Raw genomic sequence first — 20,502 nt, 5'->3', positions numbered from 1 at the left:
ATGGCATTTCACGACATCAGATTTCCCGCCAACCTGTCGTTCGGTTCGGTAGGTGGCCCGGAGCTGAAGACCGATATCGTTACACTGGCCAATGGTTACGAGGAGCGGAACAGCCCCTGGGCGCATTCGCGCCGCAGCTATGACGCGGGCGTGGGGTTGCGATCCCTGAATGATGTGGACGCGCTGATCGCCTTTTTCGAGGCGCGGCGAGGGCGACTGCACGCCTTTCGCTGGAAGGACTGGTCGGATTACAAATCTTGCCTGCCGTCCGCCACCGTATCGCCTGCGGACCAATTCGTGGGGCGTGGTGACGGGGTAACCCGCACATTCGCACTGACCAAGTTGTATCGTTCGGGAAACGAGACGTATTTGCGGCCGATCGCCAAGCCTGTGGCAGGTACCGTGCTGGTTGCAGTTGGCGGCGATCCCAAGGTGGCGGACATTGAGTTCTTTGTTGATACATCGACGGGGATGATCACTTTTGCCACGGCGCCCTCGAAGAACGCCGAGATCCGGTCAGGGTTTGAATTCGATGTACCGGTGCGGTTCGATACGGACCAGATCCAGACTTCTGTATCCTCGTTCCAGGCCGGTGATGTGCCGGATGTGCCGGTGGTGGAGGTGCGGATATGAGCCTTGCGGAACATTTGGCCGGAGGAGTGACGACGACCTGCCACGCCTGGGCATTGACCCGCACGGATGGTGTGGTTCTGGGGTTCACCGACCACGATGTGGATCTGAAGTTCATGGGGATTGTGTTTCATGCCAATTCCGGCCTGACCGCCCGCGCATTGCAGCAATCGACCGGCTTGTCGGTGGATAACACCGAGGCGGTGGGGGCCCTGACCGATGCGGGTATAAACGAGGCCGATATCATTGCGGGCCGTTTTGATGGGGCCGGGGTGCGGTGCTGGCAGGTAAACTGGGCGACTCCTTCGGAACGGGTGCTGCGTTTCAGCGGGACGATCGGCTCTATCTCGCGGTCAGGGGGGGCATTTCAGGCGGAACTGCGCGGATTGGCCGAGGTTCTGAACCAGCCGCAGGGGCGTGTGTTCCAGCGCAACTGTGCGGCTGTGCTGGGGGATGCCGCCTGTGGGTTCGATCTGACGCTGCCGGGATATTCCGCCGAGGTGATGGTGCAGCAAATGCAGGATCGTCGCATATTCACTTTTGACCCGTTGAACGGGTTCGATGATCGGTGGTTCGAGCGGGGCCGCCTGAGGGTACTGTCCGGCACGGCGGCGGGGATGATCGGTATCATCAAGAACGACCGTTTATCGGCGAATGGCCGCACGGTCGAACTATGGGAACCCTTGGGGCCCGATATTCTGAGTGGTGATATGGTCCGGCTGGAAGCGGGGTGTGACCGGCGCGTCGATACCTGTCGTCTGAAATTTCTGAACATCGAGAACTATCAGGGATTTCCGCATATTCCCGGAGAGGACTGGCTGTCTTCCTATCCGACATCGCGTGGGGTGAACAACGGCGGGAGCCTGTTTGCATGAGCGGTGAGGAGTTTGTAATGGCGGCGCGCCGATGGATCGGCACGCCCTATGTCCATCAGGCTGATGTACGCGGGGCCGGAACGGATTGTTTGGGCCTGCTGCGCGGCGTTTGGCGCGAAGTGCTGGGGCAGGAACCGGAGACGGTGCCTGCCTACACGGCCGATTGGTCCGAGCCCTCGGGGGATGAAGTTCTGATGCGGGCGGCGGATCGTTGGCTGCTGCGGCAATCCGGGGGCGAGCCGGGTTCGGGCGACGTCCTGCTGTTCCGCATGCGCAGCAGCGGTGTGGCAAAGCACCTGGGGATCGTCAGCGGTCCCGGTAGATTTATTCACGCATATACGGGGCACGGTGTGACGGAAAGTCCGCTGTCCGCCCCGTGGCAAAGCCGCATTGCGGCACGTTACGCTTTCCCTGAAAGGATCTGATATGGCGACGCTTCTTCTGGCCTCGGCCGGTGCTGCCATCGGCGGCGGTTTGGGTGGCACGTTTCTGGGGCTGTCCGGTGCTGTGCTGGGGCGGGCTGCCGGTGCGACGTTGGGGCAGGTCATCGACCAGCGGCTGCTGGGAGGGGGATCGGAAACGGTCGAGACCGGAAAGCTGGAACGCTACCGGATCATGGGTGCAAGTGAAGGTACCGCCATTCCGCAGGTGTATGGACGTACGCGGATTGCCGGACAGGTGATCTGGGCAACGCGATTTTTCGAAAATACGGAAACTTCGGGTGGAGGAAAGGGTTCGAAGCCGAAGGTTACGGAATACAGTTATTCGGTCAGCCTTGCGGTTGCGCTGTGCGAAGGCGAGATTGCGAGCATCGGTCGTGTGTGGGCCGACGGGATCGAGGTATCGACGGACGATCTGAACCTGCGGCTGTATACGGGAAGCGCCACGCAGCAGCCGGACCCCAAGATCGAGGCGGTGGAGGGGCAGGGAATGGCCCCTGCCTATCGCGGGATAGCCTATGTCGTGCTGGAGGATCTGGAGCTATCCGCCTATGGCAACCGTATTCCGCAATTTACGTTCGAGGTGATGCGCCCTTCGACCGGCCTGACATTGCAGGATGCCGTTCATGCGGTTGCGATGATCCCCGGAACGGGGGAGTATGCGCTGGCCACGACACAGGTGCGCCAGAAATACGGCTTGGGCGTTTATGGTACTGCGAATGTAAACTCCCCTTCGGGGAAATCGGATCTGGAAACCTCTCTGGATCAGCTGGGGACCGAACTTCCACAGGCCCGATCGGTGTCGATGGTTGTTTCATGGTTCGGCAACGATCTGCGCTGCGGTCATTGCGACGTGCAGCCGAAGGTCGAGCAGACAGCGATTGATGGGGACAACATGCCCTGGACGGTGGCGGGGGTAACGCGGCATGTGGCGCATACCGTTCCGTCAACCGCGGGGCGCCCGGTTTACGGAGGAACGCCGTCGGATCTGTCCGTGGTGCAGGGCATTCGGGCAACCCGTGCCTCCGGGCGGGAGGTCATGTTCTATCCGTTCATTCTGATGGAACAGATGCAGGGTAATACGCTGCCCGACCCATGGGGCGGTGAGGACGGACAGGCTGTGCTGCCATGGCGCGGACGGATAACGACCGATCTGGCCCCCGGTCAGGCGGGCACCACGGATCGCAGCGCTGCGGCACGGGTCGAGGTTGATGCGTTTTTCGGCAAGGCTGCGGCCAGCGATTTCAGCGGCGTCAATTACAACGGGCCGGCTGAATGGCGGTACCGCCGGTTCATCCTGCATTATGCGCATCTTTGTGCCCTGGCCGGAGGGGTGGATGCCTTTTGTATCGGGTCCGAGATGCGGGGGCTGACACAGATCCGCGGGGAGGATGACAGCTTTCCGGCGGTGGAAGCTCTTTGCCAACTGGCCGCAGAGGTGCGTCAGATCCTGCCGGATGCGAAGATCAGCTATGCGGCGGATTGGTCGGAATATTTTGGTTATCATGCCGATGGGGACGTATATTTCCACCTGGATCCGCTGTGGGCCCATCCGGCGATCGATTTCGTCGGTATCGACAATTACATGCCGCTGTCGGATTGGCGGGATGGCAGCGATCATGCGGATGCAGGCTGGGGGTCCATCTACAACCTTGAATATCTGAAGGCGAATGTGGCCGGCGGTGAGGGGTATGATTGGTATTATGATGGCGCCGAGGGGATTGCAGCGCAAAACCGGCGCCCGATTACCGATGGGGCCCATGACGAACCATGGGTGTTTCGTTACAAGGACATCCGGAACTGGTGGAGCAATCCGCATCACGAACGGCGTTCCGGCGTTCGCCTGGCAGCGCCTACGGCATGGGAACCCCAGTCGAAACCGATAAGGTTCACGGAATATGGCTGTGCCGCGATTGACCGTGGTACGAATGAGCCGAACAAGTTTCTTGATCCGAAATCATCGGAATCCGTACTGCCGCGTGCCTCGAACGGGCGGCGTGATGACCTGATGCAAATGCAATATCTGCGGGCGATGCGGGCCTACTGGAGCGACGGTACGCAGAACCCGAAATCGGAGCTTTATGGCGGCTCCATGATCGACATGACGCGGGCACATGTCTGGGCGTGGGACTCACGGCCCTTTCCGTATTTCCCGAATCTGACCGATTTATGGAGCGACGGCGATAACTATTCCCGCGGTCACTGGCTGAACGGGCGTGCCTCGGCGCAGCCGCTTTCTTCGGTGGTACGCGAGATCTGCGAACGCTCGGGGCTGACACAGGTGGATGTGGACGGTCTGTATGGTCTGGTTCGCGGATATACGCGGTCACAGACAGGCACAGCGCGGGCGGCCTTGCAAAACCTGATGCTGGCCTATGGGTTTGAGGCGATAGAGCGCGACGGGATATTGAAATTCCGCATGCGCGACGGGTTGAGCCGCCTTGCGCTGGACGCTGATCGCTTGGCGCTGAGCGCGGATCTGGACGGGGCGATGGAAACCGTACGCTTGCCGGAAGCGGAAACGGCAGGGCATATCCGGGTGAACTATATCGGGGCGGAGGCCGACTATGAAGCCTGTCAGGCCGATGCGATTTTTCCTGACGAGGCAACCCGATCCATCTCGCAGACCGACATCGATATGGTGCTGACGACTGTAGAGGCGCGGGGAATTGCCGAGCGCTGGTTGGCTGAATCACGTCTGGCGCGGGATACGGCCCGCTTTGCCCTTCCGCTGTCCGTGGATGTGGGCGCGGGGGATGTGGTGACTTTGGCAGGTCTGCACTGGCGGATCGACAAGGCTGAACGCGGCGATGTCGTGCTGATCGAGGCGGTACGGGTAGATCCGGCGGTCTATGTCCCCTCGGATGCCGTGGAGGAGCGTGCCGTTCCGCGTGCATTCGTTGCTGCCGTGCCGACATTTCCCCTGTTTCTGGATCTGCCGTTGCTCAAGGGGGATGAGGTGCCGCATGCGCCGCATCTGGCGGTTACCGCAACGCCATGGCCTGGTCCTGTTGCTGTCTGGAGTGCGGCCGAGGATGCAGGGTATGCGTTGAATCGGCTGGTGGAACAAAGCGCGGTGATCGGGGTCTGTGAAACGCCGCTTCTGCCCGGCCCGGTGGGCATATGGGACCGGGGGGCCGCGCTTCGGGTCAAGGTATTTGGCGGCAATCTCGCCTCGGCGTCAGAGACGCAGGTCTTCAATGGTGCCAATGCCATGGCCATTGGCGACGGGACACCTGACGGGTGGGAAGTGTTCCAGTTCGCCGAGGCGCAGCTGGTGGGTGACGGCCTGTACGATCTGCGGATGCGTCTTCGGGGGCAGGGCGGTACCGACGCCATCATTCCCGAAGAAGGATGGCCTGTTGGCAGCTATGTCGTCCTGCTGAACGGGGCTGTCGGTCAGATCGATCTGGCGCTGAGCGCCCGGAATCTTGTGCGGCATTATCGGATTGGGCCCGCCACGCGGGGTTATGACGATCAGGCGGTGGTACACCAGGCCGAGGCATTTGCGGGTGTCGGGCTGCGGCCTTTCGCGCCGGTGCATCTGAAGGCCAGTGGTTCGAGCACTGTCCAGCTGGACTGGATTCGGCGCAGTCGTGTGGATGGCGATAGCTGGCAGTCCTATGAGGTACCGCTGGGAGAGGATCGCGAGGCCTATGTGGTGCGTGTGATGGATGGCACCACAGTGCGGCGCGAAACGACGGTGACCACGCCCTCATGGACCTATACCGCGGCAATGCGTGCTGCAGACCAGATTTCCGGAACCTGCCGCGTCGCCGTGGCGCAATTGTCCGACAGGTTCGGACCGGGGCCATTCCGTTCCGTTCTGGTGTAAAGGACGACCCGCTCAGGCATCGCTTGGGCGGGTCAACTTTAATTCGCCGCTATCTTCCAGTTGCCGTATCGCCTCGATGACCTTGGTATGTGCCTGATCCGTTTCCTTTGCATTTGCGGGGCCGCGTTCTGCCATTTCATCCCGTAATGTCTGGGCCATGCGTTGGGACAGATTCGATAGAAGGAAATCTGCCGTATCGCCGTCGGACAACAGCGCGGTTATCAGGGAGGCAGGCTCCACAATACGTATAATTTTCGGAACATCGGCAGGCGACACCCTGTGCGGGATATGTGCGAAAGTGAAGATTGCCTTTCGCACCTCGGCGGAAAAGGCGGCATCTTCGGCATCCAGACCTTCCAGTACCGCATCTCGCATCTGGCTGCCCGATACGTTCAAGATGGCGCCTACCCGTTCGCCTGCCGGGCTGTCGAACGCCTTTGGCGGTTCGGCCTCCAGTTGATGCGACAGCGTCATCCCGATCCGCCGGACGATGGCCGGATCAGCCTGCCCCGTATGTGACATGGCAAAAGCGATGCGGCGTGCCCGTTCGCCCGGCATCTTTCCCAGAACCTCGGCCGAACGGGATACCGGCAATTTGGAAATCACGACCGCAGCGACCTCTGCCGCCTCAGCCTGAAGGGCCTGCGCCAGTTTTTCGATGTTCACTGCTGCCAGACGTTGCCATGGATCGGCAGGTCCGGCCCCCGCGCGGCGCAGGATATTGGCCGCCTCGGCCGATATATGTCCGTCCATCACCTTTAGTGCGCCTTCCATCCCACCCGGAAAGGCAAGTCCAACACTTTCAAGTTCCGACAGGAATTCGGCGACAACCGCCTGCAGCGTTTTACGATCGATAAGCCGCAGACTGCCCATTTCGGCGGTCAGATCGGCCTGCATATCCTCGGGCAGGGCATCAATGGGGATCGGGCTTCCCTCAGACAACAGCAACCGCACGATGACGGCAGCTTTCTGCGGACGGGAAAGGGGGGCTGGCGCAACACGAACAACACGTTGCGCCGGCTGGATCTGTGCCAGTGCCTGAGACATTCTACCCCCTTTGTTGAGGGGAAGAATGTCAGTGGCGGGTTAATGCGGGGTTAGCCGAAAACACGTTTGAAAATCGTGTCCACATGCTTGGTGTGATAGCCCAGATCGAATTTCTCCTCGACCTCGGCAGGGGAGAGTGCCGCAGTCACCTCGGCGTCGGCCAGCAGTTCGGTTTTGAAGTCCGCACCCTTTTCCCAAACCTTCATGGCATTCCGCTGGACCAGACGGTAGCTGTCCTCACGCGACACACCGGCCTGCGTCAACGCCAATAGCACGCGCTGGCTCATGACCAGACCGCGGAACTTGTTCATGTTCGCCAGCATGTTCTCGGGGTAGATGACCAGTTTCTCGATCATCCCGGCCAGACGGTGCAGGGCGAAATCCAGCGTGATGGTGGTATCGGGGCCAATCGCCCGTTCAACCGAGGAATGGCTGATGTCCCGCTCGTGCCACAGGGTCACGTTTTCCAGCGCCGGGATCACCGACATCCGGACCAGACGGGCGAGGCCGGTCAGGTTCTCGGTCAGGACCGGGTTGCGTTTGTGGGGCATCGCGGACGAACCCTTCTGCCCCGGAGAGAAGAACTCCTCGGCTTCCAGAACCTCGGTCCGCTGCATGTGGCGCACCTCGGTGGCGATGTTTTCCATGCTGCTGGCGATGACGCCCAGGGTGGCAAAGAACATTGCATGGCGATCACGTGGAATGACCTGTGTGCTGATCGTCTCGGGCAACAGGCCCATCTTCTCGCAGACATGCTCTTCGACAGCGGGGTCGATATTTGCGAACGTGCCGACAGCGCCGGAAATGGCGCCGGTGCGGATTTCCTCACGGGCAGCTTCCAGCCGCTTTTTGCCACGTGCCATTTCGGCATAGAAACGCGCGAAGGTCAGGCCCATCGTCGTAGGCTCGGCGTGAATGCCATGGCTGCGGCCGATACGGACCGTGTCCTTGTGTTCCATCGCGCGGGCCTTCAGCGCCGCAAGTACACGGTCCATGCCGGCCAGCAAAAGATCGGAGGCGCGCACCAGCTGGACATTGAGCGTCGTGTCCAGCACATCGGAACTGGTCATGCCCTGATGGATGAAGCGCGCATCCTCGGAGCCGACATGTTCGGCCAGATGGGTCAGAAAGGCGATGACGTCATGTTTGGTGACGGCTTCGATCTCGTCGATGCGGGCCACGTCGAACTCCACATCCTTGGCGCGCCATACGGCCTCGGCATTGGCGCGCGGGATGACGCCCAGATCGGCCTGCGCATCGCAGGCATGTGCCTCGATCTCGTACCAGATGCGGAACTTCGTCTCGGGTGACCAGATGGCAACCATGTCGGGGCGGGAATAACGGGGGATCATCGGCAGGCCTTTCGCATCCTTGGACGCGGTTTTCATACGTGCCAGAACCGTGAAGGGCAAGGTTTTCCCGTTGCGTTACGCGGCATGTTCTGTATAAGGCCCCATCCTTTCCGCAATCACGAAACCGGCGCAGCCTCTCGTGGACGGGCGTGGAAAGGCGCAAACCCGTCCTATGAAATGCGCTTGAACAGGAGTGAACATGCCGCTTTACGAGCATGTCTTTATTTCGCGTCAGGATCTTTCCAGCGCGCAGGCCGAAGGTCTGGTCGAACATTTCACCACGGTACTTGCAGACAACGGCGGCAAAGTCGTCGAGAGCGAGTATTGGGGCGTCAAGACGATGGCCTACAAGATCAACAAGAACCGCAAGGGGCACTATGCCTTCCTGAAAACGGACGCGCCGTCGGCCGCCGTTCAGGAAATGGAGCGCCTGATGCGCTTGCATGACGATGTCATGCGCATTCTGACCATCAAGGTCGATGCCCACGAGGATGGCCCGTCCGTCCAGATGCAAAAGCGTGACGAGCGTGAGAGCCGGGGCGACCGCGATCGCGGTGGTGACCGCGGCGGCTTCCGTCGTTGATCTGAAAGGAACTGACCCATGGCGAACAAACCGTTTTTCCGTCGTCGCAAGGTTGATCCGTTCGGGGGCGACAACGCTCCTGCGATCGACTACAAAGACACACGCACCCTGCAGCGCTACATCTCCGAGCGTGGCAAGATCGTTCCGTCGCGTATCACGGCCGTTTCGGCCAAGAACCAGCGCAAGCTGGCCATCGCGATCAAGCGCGCACGCTTTCTGGCGCTGCTGCCCTACGCAGTGAAGTGAGGGTAGACCGATGAAAGTTATCCTGCTCCAACGCGTGGCCAAACTGGGCCAAATGGGCGAAGTCGTATCCGTCAAGGACGGCTACGCACGGAACTTCCTGCTGCCGCAAGGCAAGGCACTGCGCGCCAACGACATGAACATCAAGTCGTTCGAAGCACGCAAGGCACAGCTGGAAACCGAAAACCTCGAAACCCGCAAAGAAGCGGAAGTTGTCGGACAGAAGCTCGATGGACAGCAGTTCATCGTGATCCGTTCGGCTTCGGATTCGGGCGCACTTTACGGTTCGGTCACGACACGTGACGTTGCCGAAGCTGCAACCGAAGCCGGCTTTACCGTTGATCGCAATCTGGTTGTTCTTGATCGTCCGATCAAGGATCTGGGCCTGCACCCGGTAACGATCGTTCTGCACCCCGAGGTTTCGGTCAAAGTAACGATCAACGTTGCACGTTCGAAAGAAGAAGCAGAGCTTCAGGCATCGGGCAAATCGATCCAGGAACTGGCCGCAGAAGAAGAAGCTGCAGCCGAGTTCGAGATCTCCGAACTGTTCGACGAAATGGGCGCAGCCCAGGACGACGACGACAACTGATCCTGCGATCATTGTGGTTCAAATGCCGCATCCCCCCACGGGGGGTGCGGTTTTTTCGTTTTGCGGGAACGGGATGCGGCATAAGGTGTTGATCATGGTATCGTGAAATAGGGGGCGGCATGTACAAAAGAGGATTGCGTTCTTGGGCGGCCCTTTTGTTGGGCACCGCACTTCTGTCACTGCTTCGTCCCGCAGTTACAGCAGCATCCTCTGCCCAATCCGAGGAGAGACGAATGGATCGAGACCTGGCGCAGGATCCGGTGCCTGAAACACAACCGCCTGTTGGGCGCAACGCGCAGTCGCCCATACAAATTCCCCGTCGCGGCTGGATGCAGATCCTCCAACGCTCGTTCAAGGCGGTGTTCGAGGATCGGGTGCTGGCAGTGGCCGCAGGGGTGACATTCTTTCTTCTGCTGGCGTTCGTGCCGGCCATAACCGCATTCGTGTCGATCTATGGCCTGTTCGCAAACCGTGAGACGGTTGCCGAGCATCTGAGCCTGCTGGGGGAAATGCTTCCACCCGATGCGCTTGGCGTGGTGAATGACCAGGTGGTCCGCATTGCATCCACCAATTCCACGACGATGACCTTTGCCTCCATTTTTTCGCTGCTTGTGGCCATCTGGTCTGCGAATGGTGGCGTGAAGGCGATGATCGAGGCGTTGAACGTTGCCTATAACGAACGGGAAAAACGTTCCTTCATTTTCCTGAATCTTGTGTCGCTTGTCATGATGTTCGGCGGGGTGGCGCTGATCCTTGTCATGATCGGGGCAGTTGCCGTTCTACCTGCTGTCCTGTCATTCCTCTCGATCCGGACCGGAAATGATTTCGTGGCCGCCTTGCTGATCCGCTGGCCCGTCATATTCATTGTGATGTTGGTATCCTTGGCCTGTCTGTACCGTTTCGGCCCCAGCCGCGATGCGGCCCGCTGGCGCTGGATCAGCCCCGGCGCGATTTTTGCATCCATTGCGTTGATCCTGTTTTCGATGGCGTTCTCGCTTTACGCGGGCAACTTCGCCAATTTCAACGAAACCTACGGATCACTCGGCGCCCTGATGGGCCTGTTGATGTGGCTCTGGCTGTCGTCAGTCATTGTGTTGGTCGGTGCCGAGATCAATTCCGAGGCAGAGATGCAGACCAATCATGACAGCACCACCGGTAAACCGAAGCCGATGGGCGATCGCAACGCCCGTGCTGCGGATCTGGTCGCAAAATAAAAAAGGGCCGCTTCATGCGGCCCTTTCCATATCAAAAATCCCAGTCTTCATCCTCGGTCGCCACGGCCTTGCCGATGACATAGGATGAGCCGGATCCGGAAAAGAAGTCGTGGTTCTCGTCCGAGTTCGGCGAAAGTGCGGCCAGAATGGCAGGGTTAACATCGGTCGCAGTCGCCGGGAACAAGGGCTCATACCCCAGATTCATCAGCGCCTTGTTGGCATTGTAATGAAGAAACTTCTTCACATCCTCGGTCAGCCCGACGCCGTCATACAGCTCTTCGGTATAGGCTTCTTCCACTTCATAGAGTTCGAACATCAACGAGAAGGCAAAATCTTTCACGGCCTGACGCTCGGTTTCCGAAACCTTCTCTAGCGCCCGTTGCAGCTTGTAGCCGACATAATACCCATGAACGGCTTCATCGCGGATGATCAGGCGGATCAGGTCTGCCGTATTGGTCAGCTTGGCGCGGCTGGACCAGTGCATCGGCAAATAGAAGCCCGAATAGAACATGAAGGACTCAAGGAATACGCTTGCCACCTTCCGGCGCAGCGGGTCATTGGCCTGATATTCGTTCAGGATCAGATTGGCCTTTTTCTGCAGGTGCACGTTCTCTTCGGACCAGCGAAAGGCCTCGTCGATTTCCTGCGTGCTGCACAGCGTGGAAAAGATGGAGGAATAGCTGCGCGCATGAACCGATTCCATGAAGGCGATGTTCGTCAGAACCGCTTCTTCATGCTGGCTCTGGACATCGGGCATCATCGCCACAGCCCCAACCGAGGCCTGAACCGTGTCCAGCATGGTCAGCCCGGTGAACACGCGGATCGTCAGCTGCCGTTCATGCGCCGTCAGCGTCTGCCAGCTGGGAATATCGTTCGACAACGGCACTTTTTCCGGCAGCCAGAAATTTGACGTCAAACGGTTCCAGACCGTCAGATCGGTTTCATCCTGAATCCGGTTCCAGTTGATGGCGCGTGTGACCGGACGGCGGACGGTTGCTTGAACGTTCATCGTGATCTCGCTTACATAAGTTTAACCGCGTTTATCGCGAAATTATATACTTCAGCAAGCAATAATATCAATGTTTCAATCGGATAAATCATAGTCATTTCAATGACTTGATCGCATTAGATATCTGGCAACGTTATGTTGCCAGATGTATTGATAAAGATGATTTTTAATTACAAAGAGCAGCTTACGCAGCCCTGAACCTCGGTTCCTTCCAGCGCCAATTGGCGCAGACGGATGTAATAAATCGTCTTGATGCCCTTTTTCCACGCGTAGATCTGGGCACGGTTGATGTCGCGTGTCGTTGCCGTATCCTTGAAGAACAGCGTCAGCGACAGGCCCTGATCCACATGCTCGGTCGCGGCCGCATAGGTATCGATGATCTTGTCCGGCCCGATTTCATAGGCATCCTGATAGTATTCAAGATTATCGTTCGACATGAACGGCGCGGGATAATAGACGCGGCCGATCTTGCCTTCCTTGCGGATCTCGATCTTTGATACGATCGGGTGGATCGAGGATGTCGAGTTGTTGATGTAGCTGATCGATCCGGTCGGCGGTACGGCCTGCAGGTTCCGGTTGTACAAACCGGTTGCCATGACCTTGGTCTTCAATTCTGCCCAATCCTCACGGGTTGGCAGATCGATACCAAATTTTTCGAACAATGCGGTTACGCCGTCGGTCTCAGGCAGCCAGTCCTGTTCGGTATATTTGTCAAAGAACTCACCACTCGCGTATTTGGAGTTCTCGAAGCCCTTGAAGCTCTCGTTGCGTTCAACCGCCAGCATGTTGGAGGCGCGGATCGCGTGATAGGCGATTGCCGCAAAATAGACGCGCGTGAAATCGATGCCTTCGGGGCTGCCGTATTGGATACGCTCCCGCGCCAGGAACCCGTGCAGGTTCATCTGACCCAGACCGATGGCATGGGATTCGTCATTCCCGCGGCGGATCGAAGGCACCGAGTTGATTGCCGACATGACGGAAACGGCCGTCAGCGCACGCACGGCAATTTCAACCGTGGCGCCCAGATCCGGGCCATCCATCGTCTTGGCAATGTTCAGCGAACCGAGATTGCACGAAATATCCGTGCCCAGATGTTTGTAGGACAGGTCATCGTTGAATTCCGATGCCTCATTCACCTGCAGGATCTCGGAGCAGAGGTTCGACATTGTGATCCGGCCCGCAACCGGGTTGGCGCGGTTCACGGTATCCTCGTACATGATATAGGGATAGCCGCTCTCGAACTGGATCTCGGCAATGATCTGGAAAAAGTCGCGTGCCTTGATCTTCTTTTTCTTGATGCGCGGGTTGTCCACCATCTCGCGGTACTTCTCGGTGACCGAGATTTCGGAGAAGGGAACGCCATAGACCTTCTGGATGTCATGCGGCGAGAAGAGGTACATATCCTCGTTCTTTTTCGCCAGCTCAAAGGTGATGTCCGGAATCACCACACCCAGGGACAGGGTCTTGATGCGGATCTTCTCGTCCGCATTCTCGCGCTTGGTATCAAGGAATTTCAGGATGTCGGGGTGGTGGCAGTTCAGATAGACCGCGCCGGCGCCCTGACGCGCCCCCAGCTGGTTGGCATAGCTGAAGCTGTCTTCCAGGAGTTTCATCACCGGAATCACGCCCGAGGACTGGTTCTCGATCCCCTTGATCGGCGCACCGGCCTCGCGCAGGTTGGTCAGCATCAGGGCAACGCCACCGCCACGCTTGGACAGTTGCAGCGCCGAGTTGATCGACCGGCCGATGGATTCCATGTTGTCTTCCAGCCGCAGCAGGAAGCAGGAGATCAATTCTCCGCGCTGTTTCTTGCCCGCGTTCAGGAAGGTGGGGGTAGCGGGCTGGAAGCGGCCATCCATGACCTCATGCATCATCCGCATGGCCAGATCTTCGTCACCATTGGCCAGCGTCAGGGCCAGCATGCAGACGCGGTCCTCATAACGCTCCAGATAGCGTTTGCCGTCCTTCGTCTTCAGTGTGTAGCTGGTGTAGTATTTGAACGCGCCCAGGAACGTCGGAAAACGGAACTTGTGGGCATAGGCCGCATCCCAGATACCGCGAATGAAAGGGCGGGAATACTGGTCCAGCACCTCGATCTCGTAATAGCCCTCGCGGACCAGATACCCCAGCTTCTCCTCCAGCGAATGGAAGAACACTGTGTTCTGGTTCACGTGCTGAAGGAAGTATTCCTTGGCAGCCTTGCGGTCTGCGTCAAAACGGATGTTTCCCTCAGCATCATAGAGGTTCAGCATCGCGTTCAACGCATGATAGTCGAGCGACGGCTGTTCTACGGGGCGATCGAGCGTTGCTGTGTCCAAAACTTATCCAATCCTTGTCGCACACGGGCCACGTCAACATCGGTCCCCGAAAGCTCGAACTTGTAGAGCAACGGGACCTGACATTTTGCGGCAATGATCTTGCCTGCTTGGGCGAAATATATTCCGAAATTGAGGTTACCCGTGCCTATGACGCCACGGATCAGGGCCCGATTAGACGGGTCGTTCAGGAAATGGATCACAGGCTTGGCAACTGCGCCGCGCCCTTCACCATCGGAATAACTGGGCACGATCAGCACATAAGGGACCGTCGCGACCGTGTTCTTTACGATCCGTGTGGCTGGCAAACCTAGCCGTTCCACAAATCGCTGCGTATTATTGGTGGCAGAGCTAAAGTATATCAGCCCTGACATGCGTCACGCCAGAGCGCCGATCTTGTCAGGGCGAAAGCCCGCCCAATGGTCGGATCCGGCCACGACGACAGGCACCTGACGATAACCAAGCTCGGTCACGCGGGCCAGCGCATCCGCATCTTCGGACAGATCAATGACGCTGTAGGAAATGCCCTTGCTGTCCAGCGCACGGTAGGTTGCTGTGCACTGCACGCAGGCGGGTTTGCTGTATACGGTCACGGTCATCGCGTTTATCCCAATTCGTCTGAACCCCTCCGGCATCGGCCATATCTGACCGGTCACCGGGCAAGGCCCGTTGTCATTTTCACCCCGGAAACCCCCACATCTGCCTTATGGCAAACAGCAGTCGGTTCAGGAGGGTCTTGGCCGTTGTTTTTCGGCAGTTTTCCGGCGTCAACCCCACAAGTAGCGTATGTATGGCTGCTTCGCCTCTATATGTAGCGCTGTGTTTTGCAGAGATCAACCATCTAGTGCCCAGGCAAGGCCGTGTTTTTCGGGAGATCGGGCCGCTTGTAAAGCCCCCCGGAAAAACTTCCGAGGGGCCGGGGGATATTTCCGGGGGGCGCTTCTGTGGATAAGCTCAGGGTTATTCTGCAGGTTCGCTGACAGGTGCCGGAATATAATTGAGAATTGGCGCCAGCCAGCGTTCGGTTTCTTCCACGCTCATTTTTTTGCGCGCGGCGTAATCCTCGACCTGGTCCCGTTCCACTTTTGCCACACCGAAGTAATAGCTGTCCGGGGAACCGAGATATATTCCCGAAACGGACGATCCGGGCCACATCGCAAGCGACTCGGTCAGATGCACGCCCGTACGGGCTTCGGCCTCCAGCAGGCGGAACAGCGTTGTCTTTTCCGTATGGTCGGGCTGCGCCGGATAGCCCGGGGCAGGCCGCAGCCCGCGATAGGGCTCTCCGATCAATTCATGCGGTTCATAGGTTTCGTCCGGGGCATATCCCCACAGTTCCTTGCGGACATATTCATGCATCCGCTCGGCAAAGGCCTCGGCAAAGCGGTCGGCCAGCGCCTTCACCAGAATCGCGGAATAATCGTCGCCCGCATCCTCGTAGTTCTTGGCAATCGCGACCTCTTCGGCGCCAGAGGTGACGACGAAGCCGCCCACGTAATCCACCACGCCCTCGGGGGCTACAAAGTCGGACATGGCCACATTGGGCCGTCCGTCACGCTTTGAAACCTGCTGACGCAGGGTGTGCAGGGTGTCCAGTTCCTCTTGGCGGGTATCGTCCTTCCACAGGCGGATGTCATCGCCCACAGCGTTCGCGGGCCAGAAGCCGACCACAGCGGCAGGGCGGAACCATTTTTCGGCAATGATACGGTCCAGCATGGCCTTGGCATCGGCAAACAGCGCGCGCGCAGCCTCACCCTGTTTCGGGTCATCCAGAATTTTCGGATAGACGCCTTTCAACTCCCATGTCTGGAAGAACGGGGTCCAGTCGATATAGCGGGCAAGCTCTGCCAGATCCCAGTCTTCCCAATGGCGCAGGCCAAGAAACGAGGGCTTCGCAACCTCGTACCCCGTCCAGTCCACCTTCAACGCGTTTGCACGGGCCGATGAAAGGGGCAGACGTTTCTTCTCGCGTTCCGCCCGCGCATGGTTTTCGGCAACCTTTGCATATTCCTCACGGATCGCGGCGATGTATTCCGGTTTTTGCGATTCGGACAGAAGTGCCCCCACCACGCCCACCGCGCGGCTGGCGTCGGTGACATAGATCGCCTGACCGCGTTCATAGCGGGGATGGATCTTTACGGCCGTATGCACGCGGCTGGTGGTCGCACCGCCGATCAGCAGGGGAATGTCGAAGCCGGCCCGCTCCATTTCATTGGCAACATGCACCATTTCGTCCAGCGAGGGGGTGATAAGGCCCGACAGCCCGATGATATCGCATCCCTCGGCCTTGGCCGTTTCCAGAATCTTGGTGGCCGGAACCATCACGCCCAGATCGACGATCTCGTAATTGTTGCAGGCCAGAACGACGCCAACGATGTTCTTGCCGATGTCATGCACATCGCCCTTCACCGTTGCCATCAGGATCTTGCCCGCGGATTGGCGACCCTCTCCGCCATTGAGGCGCTTTTCCTCTTCCATGTAGGGAAGCAGAACCGCCACGGCCTGTTTCATCACCCGCGCGGATTTGACCACCTGCGGCAGGAACATCTTGCCCGATCCGAACAGATCGCCCACCACGTTCATGCCGGCCATCAACGGCCCTTCGATCACATGCAGCGGGCGGGCTGCGGACTGCCGCGCTTCTTCGGTATCGGCATCGATGAATTCGGTAATGCCGTTGACCAGCGCATGCTCCAGCCGCTTTTCGACGGGCCATTCACGCCAGCGCAGATCCCGCTCCTTGGCCTCCTTGGCCCCGGTCCCGCGATAGCGTTCGGCAATCTCCAGCATCCGTTCCGTCGAATCCGTGCGGCGGTTCTGGACCACATCCTCACAGGCTTCGCGAAGATCCGCGTCGATTTCCGAATATACCGCCAGCTGCCCGGCATTCACGATGCCCATGTCCATGCCGACCTGAATCGCATGATACAGGAAGACCGCATGCATCGCCTCGCGCACGGGCTCGTTCCCGCGGAAAGAGAACGACAGGTTCGAAACACCGCCCGAAACATGCACATGGGGCAGGGTTTCGATGATCCGCCGCGTGGCATTGATGAAATCCACGCCGTAATTGTCATGCTCTTCGATGCCGGTCGCCACGGCGAAGACGTTGGGGTCGAAAATGATGTCTTCGGGCGGAAAGCCGACTTCCTCGGTCAGCAGTTTGTAGGCGCGGGTGCAGATCTCCACCTTGCGGTCTTCGGTATCGGCCTGACCCACTTCGTCGAACGCCATCACCACGACAGCAGCACCATAGGCGCGGCACAGGCGAGCCTGATGCAGGAACTGCTCTTCCCCCTCTTTCATGCTGATAGAGTTGACGATCGGTTTACCCTGGACACACTTCAGACCGGCCTCGATCACCTCCCACTTCGAGCTGTCGATCATGACGGGAACGCGGGCGATGTCCGGCTCGGCGGCAATCAGGTTCAGGTATTCGATCATGGCCTGTTTGGAATCAATCAGGCCTTCGTCCATGTTGATGTCGATGATCTGGGCGCCATTCTCCACCTGATCCCGCGCCACTTCCAGCGCGGTTGCATAATCCCCGTTGGTGATCAGCTTGCGGAAACGGGCAGAACCGGTGACGTTCGTTCTCTCTCCGACGTTGACGAAGGGAATGTCTTTGGTCAGCGCGAACGGTTCCAGCCCCGACAGGCGCATCAGCGGTTCCAGTTCCGGAATGGCGCGCGGGGGGTATTTCGCCACGACCTCGGCAATGGCACGAATATGATCCGGGGTAGAGCCACAGCAGCCGCCAACGACGTTCAGCAGTCCGTCACGGGCAAAATCTTCGATTTGTGCGGCCATCGATTCCGGCGATTCGTCGTACTGGCCCATTTCATTGGGCAGGCCAGCGTTCGGATAGGCACAGGTGAACGTATCCGCCACGCCCGAAATTTCGGCCAGATGCTCGCGCATTGCCGCAGCGCCTAGCGCACAGTTCAGCCCGATGGTGAACGGATTTGCGTGGCGGACCGAGTTCCAGAACGCAGTCGGCGTCTGGCCCGAAAGTGTCCGGCCCGACAGATCTGTGATCGTACCCGAAATCATGACCGGAAGGCGCAGATTCCGTTCGATAAACACCTCTTCGCAGGCGAAAATAGCGGCCTTGGCGTTCAGCGTGTCAAAGATCGTCTCGATCAGGATGATGTCGGCGCCACCCTCCATCAAACCATGGATCTGCTGGGCATAGGCGATCCGCAAATCATCAAAGGAAACAGCGCGGTAACCGGGGTTGTTCACATCAGGGCTTATGGAGGCGGTCCGGTTGGTCGGTCCAAGTGCGCCTGCCACGAACCGCGGCCGTCCGTCTTCGGCGGTGGCGCGATCCAGAGCGCGGCGCACGATCCGCGCACCCTCTACGTTCAGATCATGAACAGCCGCTTCCATGCCATAGTCGGCCTGCGCGATGGTGGTGGAAGAAAACGTATTTGTTTCAACGATATCTGCGCCGGCCTTCGCATAGCGATAGTGGATTTCCTCAATCGCCTCGGGCTGGGTCAGGATCAGCAGATCGTTGTTGCCCTGCTGGGGATGTTCGGAATGGTGATGGCAACCGCAGCCGCCATGGCCGGTGAAATGTTCTTCTCCGAAACCCAGATCCTGGATCTGCGTGCCCATAGCCCCGTCAAGGATCAGGATACGCTCGCGGGCGGCGGCTTCCAAACGGGCAAAAACTTCGGAACGGATCGGGCTGGGCATCGGCATCTCCTGAGACGAAGCGCCGTTATAGGCCACCCCGATCAAAAGGGGAAATGGATGCTGCTCATGAAAAACATGAGCCGGATGCAGGTTTGCGCTTAACTCCGGCCGTCCGGCTCATATGTAATCAGGCATACGGAGGGATCCATGCCGCACGACCATGACCACGATCATACCCATAATCATGCCCACGCGCCCGAGGTGGGCCATGCGAACGAACGCGTTGTTCTGACGGCCGCGCTGGTCACCGCAGGATTCATGCTGGTGGAACTGGTTGGGGGGCTTTTGTCCGGATCTCTCGCGCTGGTGGCGGATGCGGGGCATATGCTGACCGATGCGTTGGCGCTGATGCTGGCATGGGCGGGCTTCCGCTTCGGGCGACGTGCGGCTTCGCAGCACCGCAGCTTCGGAAACCGGCGGTTCGAGGTGCTGGCCGGGTTCGTCAATGCGGTCGTTCTGTTTCTGCTGGTCATCTGGATCGCGTATGAAGCGGTGATGCGCTTGATCGATCCGGCGCCCGTCTATGCGGGATCAATGGCGACGGTGGCGTTTCTGGGCCTGTTGGTGAATGCGTTCGTGTTCTGGCTGCTGCACCGGGGGGATACCGGCCATGTGAATATCCGCGGGGCGATGCTGCATGTCGCAAGCGATTTTCTGGGGTCTGTCGCAGCGCTATTGGCGGCCGCGATCATCTGGGCAACGGGCTGGCTGGCTGCGGACCCGATCCTTTCGGTATTGCTGGCCGCGATGATTCTGCGCAGCGCCTGGGGCCTTCTGCAAAGCTCCATGAATATTCTGATGGAGGGGGTGCCAGAGGGAATCGACCCGGATCAGGCCCGAAATTGCCTGATGGACGAGGAAGGGGTGGCCAATATCCGCCATCTGCATATCTGGGCAATCACCTCGGGGCAGAATAGCGCCACGCTGCATCTGTCATTGCAGGCGGGGGCCGATCCGGGTGCAACCGTGGGGCGGATAAAGCACCGGCTGGCCCATGGCTTTGGCATTGCCCATTCCACCGTAGAGATAGACTGGTCGGGGCAGGCCAATGGATGTTCCCTGTGCGGCGATGCACACGGCCATTGATGTGCCCCCCCTTCGCCTGCCATGCGGTTAATCCTGTCCGGCTTTCGCCCCCGCTTCCCAACCGTCGCGGACCGTGTTAGCACAACGCCCGAAACCTTCGGGCAATGCGCCCGACCAGCTTATGAAGAGAGTCTCCCATGGCCATCGAACGCACCCTGTCGATCATCAAACCCGACGCAACCCGCCGCAACCTGACCGGCAAGATTAACGCCAAGTTCGAAGAAGCAGGTCTGCGTATCGTCGCCCAGAAGCGTCTTCACCTGTCGACCGCACAAGCCGGTAAATTCTACGAAGTTCACAAGGACCGTCCGTTCTATGGCGAACTGGTAGAATTCATGGCGTCGGAGCCTGTTGTCGTGCAGGTTCTGGAAGGTGAAGGCGCGATTGCGAAGAACCGCGAAGTCATGGGCGCAACCAACCCGGCAAACGCCGATGCCGGCACTATCCGCAAGGATTTCGCCCTGTCCGTCGGCGAAAACTCGGTTCACGGGTCGGATGCTCCGGAAACTGCAAAAGAAGAAATCTCGTTCTTCTTCTCGGGTCTTGAACTGGTCGGCTAAGCCACCTTTCTTTGACACGA

17 protein-coding genes are annotated in these 20,502 nt (G+C 59.0%); 10 read left to right on the top strand and 7 right to left on the bottom strand.

Going from position 1 to position 20,502, the window contains the following annotated elements; all coding sequences use genetic code 11:
* From TR36_RS05995 to TR36_RS05980, 4 genes are read left to right on the top strand one after another with little or no spacing between them, the layout of a single operon-like run.
* Positions 1-633, top strand: a complete 633-nt coding sequence (locus TR36_RS05995; protein ID WP_045389183.1) for a DUF2460 domain-containing protein — start codon at positions 1-3, stop codon at positions 631-633.
* Positions 630-1,505: a DUF2163 domain-containing protein gene (locus tag TR36_RS05990; protein WP_045389185.1), complete on the top strand. Its 876-nt coding sequence runs from the start codon at positions 630-632 to the stop codon at positions 1,503-1,505. Before TR36_RS05995 ends, TR36_RS05990 begins: the two co-directional genes overlap by 4 nt.
* Entirely contained in the window at positions 1,502-1,930 is a 429-nt protein-coding gene (locus TR36_RS05985; protein WP_045389189.1) for an NlpC/P60 family protein, read from the top strand. The genes TR36_RS05990 and TR36_RS05985 overlap by 4 nt, the downstream gene beginning before the upstream one ends.
* A 1-nt stretch (position 1,931) precedes the next feature.
* Entirely contained in the window at positions 1,932-5,780 is a 3,849-nt protein-coding gene (locus tag TR36_RS05980) for a glycoside hydrolase/phage tail family protein (protein WP_062762667.1), read from the top strand.
* Between the two features lie 12 nt (positions 5,781-5,792).
* On the opposite strand, the gene TR36_RS05975 is transcribed toward TR36_RS05980, so the two are convergent.
* Positions 5,793-6,827, bottom strand: coding sequence for a FliG C-terminal domain-containing protein (locus TR36_RS05975; RefSeq protein ID WP_045389196.1), 1,035 nt, complete (start codon positions 6,825-6,827; stop codon positions 5,793-5,795).
* Positions 6,828-6,877: 50 nt separating this feature from the next.
* Positions 6,878-8,179, bottom strand: coding sequence for an adenylosuccinate lyase (purB, locus tag TR36_RS05970; protein ID WP_045389963.1), 1,302 nt, complete (start codon positions 8,177-8,179; stop codon positions 6,878-6,880).
* 199 nt (positions 8,180-8,378) lie between these two features.
* Here purB and rpsF point away from each other — a divergent pair, with 199 nt between their 5' ends.
* From rpsF to TR36_RS05950, 4 genes are all read left to right on the top strand, one after another.
* On the top strand, positions 8,379-8,762 hold the full coding sequence (rpsF, locus tag TR36_RS05965; protein WP_045389199.1) for a 30S ribosomal protein S6: 384 nt from the start codon (positions 8,379-8,381) through the stop codon (positions 8,760-8,762).
* An 18-nt stretch (positions 8,763-8,780) separates the two neighbouring features.
* Positions 8,781-9,008: a 30S ribosomal protein S18 gene (gene rpsR / locus TR36_RS05960; protein WP_045389202.1), complete on the top strand. Its 228-nt coding sequence runs from the start codon at positions 8,781-8,783 to the stop codon at positions 9,006-9,008.
* 10 nt (positions 9,009-9,018) lie between these two features.
* Complete coding sequence (gene rplI / locus TR36_RS05955; protein WP_062762663.1) at positions 9,019-9,594, top strand: 50S ribosomal protein L9; 576 nt, start codon at positions 9,019-9,021, stop codon at positions 9,592-9,594.
* Positions 9,595-9,827: 233 nt separating this feature from the next.
* Positions 9,828-10,808, top strand: coding sequence for a YihY/virulence factor BrkB family protein (locus TR36_RS05950; RefSeq protein WP_052362539.1), 981 nt, complete (start codon positions 9,828-9,830; stop codon positions 10,806-10,808).
* A gap of 31 nt (positions 10,809-10,839) precedes the next feature.
* Here the strand turns inward: TR36_RS05950 and nrdF are convergent, their stop codons facing one another.
* The 5 genes from nrdF to metH form a co-directional block, all read right to left on the bottom strand.
* Entirely contained in the window at positions 10,840-11,817 is a 978-nt protein-coding gene (gene nrdF / locus TR36_RS05945) for a class 1b ribonucleoside-diphosphate reductase subunit beta (protein ID WP_045389207.1), read from the bottom strand.
* A gap of 170 nt (positions 11,818-11,987) precedes the next feature.
* The gene (gene nrdE, locus TR36_RS05940) at positions 11,988-14,135 is read right to left on the bottom strand and encodes a class 1b ribonucleoside-diphosphate reductase subunit alpha (RefSeq protein ID WP_062762660.1); all 2,148 of its coding nucleotides are present in this window, start codon (positions 14,133-14,135) and stop codon (positions 11,988-11,990) included.
* On the bottom strand, positions 14,105-14,506 hold the full coding sequence (gene nrdI, locus TR36_RS05935; protein WP_045389210.1) for a class Ib ribonucleoside-diphosphate reductase assembly flavoprotein NrdI: 402 nt from the start codon (positions 14,504-14,506) through the stop codon (positions 14,105-14,107). Before nrdI ends, nrdE begins: the two co-directional genes overlap by 31 nt.
* A 3-nt stretch (positions 14,507-14,509) precedes the next feature.
* A complete protein-coding gene (gene nrdH, locus TR36_RS05930; RefSeq protein ID WP_045389213.1) occupies positions 14,510-14,731 on the bottom strand; it encodes a glutaredoxin-like protein NrdH in 222 nt (73 codons plus the stop codon).
* Positions 14,732-15,092: 361 nt separating this feature from the next.
* Positions 15,093-18,836: a methionine synthase gene (gene metH, locus TR36_RS05925; protein WP_202814369.1), complete on the bottom strand. Its 3,744-nt coding sequence runs from the start codon at positions 18,834-18,836 to the stop codon at positions 15,093-15,095.
* Between the two features lie 147 nt (positions 18,837-18,983).
* Between metH and TR36_RS05920 the strand changes: the two genes are divergently transcribed.
* Both TR36_RS05920 and ndk read left to right on the top strand, forming a co-directional pair.
* The gene (locus TR36_RS05920) at positions 18,984-19,922 is read left to right on the top strand and encodes a cation diffusion facilitator family transporter (protein ID WP_045389219.1); all 939 of its coding nucleotides are present in this window, start codon (positions 18,984-18,986) and stop codon (positions 19,920-19,922) included.
* Positions 19,923-20,059: 137 nt separating this feature from the next.
* A complete protein-coding gene (ndk, locus tag TR36_RS05915; RefSeq protein WP_045389222.1) occupies positions 20,060-20,482 on the top strand; it encodes a nucleoside-diphosphate kinase in 423 nt (140 codons plus the stop codon).
* Positions 20,483-20,502: the final 20 nt, after the last annotated feature.

This window comes from Falsirhodobacter sp. alg1 (genome assembly GCF_000739715.2).
GTDB lineage: Bacteria > Pseudomonadota > Alphaproteobacteria > Rhodobacterales > Rhodobacteraceae > Falsirhodobacter.
The sequence above is the reverse complement of the archived record's forward strand: the minus strand, read 5'-3'. Positions and strand labels throughout refer to the sequence as shown.

What these genes read in the sequence shown, in the direction of transcription:
- rpsF (WP_045389199.1), top strand. Translation starts at nt 8,379, where the DNA reads ATGCCGCTTTACGAGCATGTCTTTATTTCGCGTCAGGATCTTTCCAGC.
- TR36_RS05995 (WP_045389183.1), top strand. Translation starts at nt 1, where the DNA reads ATGGCATTTCACGACATCAGATTTCCCGCCAACCTGTCGTTCGGTTCG.
- metH (WP_202814369.1), bottom strand. Translation starts at nt 18,836, where the DNA reads ATGCCCAGCCCGATCCGTTCCGAAGTTTTTGCCCGTTTGGAAGCCGCC.
- TR36_RS05920 (WP_045389219.1), top strand. Translation starts at nt 18,984, where the DNA reads ATGCCGCACGACCATGACCACGATCATACCCATAATCATGCCCACGCG.
- nrdF (WP_045389207.1), bottom strand. Translation starts at nt 11,817, where the DNA reads ATGAACGTTCAAGCAACCGTCCGCCGTCCGGTCACACGCGCCATCAAC.
- nrdI (WP_045389210.1), bottom strand. Translation starts at nt 14,506, where the DNA reads ATGTCAGGGCTGATATACTTTAGCTCTGCCACCAATAATACGCAGCGA.
- TR36_RS05950 (WP_052362539.1), top strand. Translation starts at nt 9,828, where the DNA reads ATGGATCGAGACCTGGCGCAGGATCCGGTGCCTGAAACACAACCGCCT.
- TR36_RS05990 (WP_045389185.1), top strand. Translation starts at nt 630, where the DNA reads ATGAGCCTTGCGGAACATTTGGCCGGAGGAGTGACGACGACCTGCCAC.
- TR36_RS05975 (WP_045389196.1), bottom strand. Translation starts at nt 6,827, where the DNA reads ATGTCTCAGGCACTGGCACAGATCCAGCCGGCGCAACGTGTTGTTCGT.
- TR36_RS05980 (WP_062762667.1), top strand. Translation starts at nt 1,932, where the DNA reads ATGGCGACGCTTCTTCTGGCCTCGGCCGGTGCTGCCATCGGCGGCGGT.
- ndk (WP_045389222.1), top strand. Translation starts at nt 20,060, where the DNA reads ATGGCCATCGAACGCACCCTGTCGATCATCAAACCCGACGCAACCCGC.
- rpsR (WP_045389202.1), top strand. Translation starts at nt 8,781, where the DNA reads ATGGCGAACAAACCGTTTTTCCGTCGTCGCAAGGTTGATCCGTTCGGG.
- rplI (WP_062762663.1), top strand. Translation starts at nt 9,019, where the DNA reads ATGAAAGTTATCCTGCTCCAACGCGTGGCCAAACTGGGCCAAATGGGC.
- purB (WP_045389963.1), bottom strand. Translation starts at nt 8,179, where the DNA reads ATGATCCCCCGTTATTCCCGCCCCGACATGGTTGCCATCTGGTCACCC.
- TR36_RS05985 (WP_045389189.1), top strand. Translation starts at nt 1,502, where the DNA reads ATGAGCGGTGAGGAGTTTGTAATGGCGGCGCGCCGATGGATCGGCACG.
- nrdH (WP_045389213.1), bottom strand. Translation starts at nt 14,731, where the DNA reads ATGACCGTGACCGTATACAGCAAACCCGCCTGCGTGCAGTGCACAGCA.